Source organism: Microcoleus sp. LEGE 07076, assembly GCF_015207455.1.
GTDB lineage: Bacteria > Cyanobacteriota > Cyanobacteriia > Cyanobacteriales > Microcoleaceae > Microcoleus.
Window position 1 is genome coordinate 1 of sequence record NZ_JADEWV010000478.1, and the last position, 1202, is coordinate 1202.

General features: G+C 46.3%; 1 protein-coding gene and 1 pseudogene. Both read right to left on the reverse strand.

Annotation, left to right across the window (positions count from 1 at the left end; translation table 11 throughout):
• Window positions 1-110: 110 nt before the first annotated feature.
• Window positions 111-880 (reverse strand): annotated as a pseudogene (locus IQ270_RS32500) (ISAs1 family transposase).
• Window positions 831-1124 (reverse strand): transposase family protein, encoded by a 294-nt coding sequence (locus tag IQ270_RS32505; RefSeq protein ID WP_193976801.1) that lies wholly within the window; start codon window positions 1122-1124, stop codon window positions 831-833. The pseudogene IQ270_RS32500 and the gene IQ270_RS32505 overlap by 50 nt, the downstream one beginning before the upstream one ends.
• Between the last annotated feature and the right edge of the window lie 78 nt (window positions 1125-1202).

The following is a 1202-nucleotide window of genomic DNA, read 5'->3' on the forward strand; positions in this document are numbered from 1 at the left end:
CCAGGGCTATTTCATTCTAAACAGCTTCTTCAAAACGTCTAGACCATAGCCCGCGAGCCGTTGTGCCTGTGCCATATTTGTTTCTCCAGCTTCTCGATAAAGATTGAGTGCTAAATTACGAGCAATTGCAAAAATGGCCGGGATCTCGCCGACTCGAACTCAGTTAAGCATCTTCTACGCCCGGTCACATCTCGGACATAGTGGACTTTATTTTCAACACCCCAGTAATCGCGAATTCTAGTTGCAAATTGTTCCACCGTTTCATCCAATGAACTAATGTAGTACCTGGTTTCAGGCGAATTGATTTGAATATATTCACCTTTTAACAGGTGTCGATAACTCGTGACTCGAATGATACTTCGTAGTCCGGCCGAGTCTTGGCTCTCCGATAGTCTACGCCAGCGGGTCCACAAACTCACACCTCGTCGTTCCACTCGTCCGTGGCCGGTTTCAACGGTATTAATATGGGATTCTGATTGAAATTTCTGCTTAATTTGCTCATGAAAATGGCTATGATTCCCTTTTAAGGCACCGAGATAGTCATTCCCAGACTCAATAATTAGCTCACAAGTTTTTTTTGAGTATTCAAGGCATCGAAGGCAAAGACGACTCCCCGTTGGGCCAAGGCTTCCAAAACGGGTGGAATCGCTTTGATTTCATTGGTTTTACAATCCACTTGTTGGGGAGTTAAAATCAGTCCTCGTTCGACCAAGTAGACCGTCACCAATTGAATCGCTGGATGGGATGGGGTCCGATTATCACCCGTTTCAATGTTGTAAGAGCCACGGAGGACTTTTCCATCTAAGGTCATGGTTTCACCTCTTTTCGGTTCAATTTTGCAGAAAGAAGCGACGCAAGCGCCATAGGATTGATAATCCAAGTCCAGTAACGCCCGACGAAGCGTACTGTAGGAAGGAATCCCATGCTTCGGGAACCCAAACAGCGCAATTCTTCGGTTCGCGGTAAGCCTTTAACCAATCCCCGATGGCTAGAAAACCACCACATCCTGCGCTAATCGCCAGGGTAAATAACGCTAAACAGACCGCATACTCATGACGACAGCCTGCTCCACGCCGTGGGTCGGGTAATTCCGAAAATGCTTCTACAATTGCTAGCGAACTCATAAATCATAAGTTAGGGTGAATCCGAGTTCTCAACTCTAAACCTAAACCCTGCCTACTGTCTAGAACGAAATAGCCCTG

What these genes read in the sequence shown, in the direction of transcription:
- IQ270_RS32505 (WP_193976801.1), bottom strand. Translation starts at nt 1,124, where the DNA reads ATGAGTTCGCTAGCAATTGTAGAAGCATTTTCGGAATTACCCGACCCA.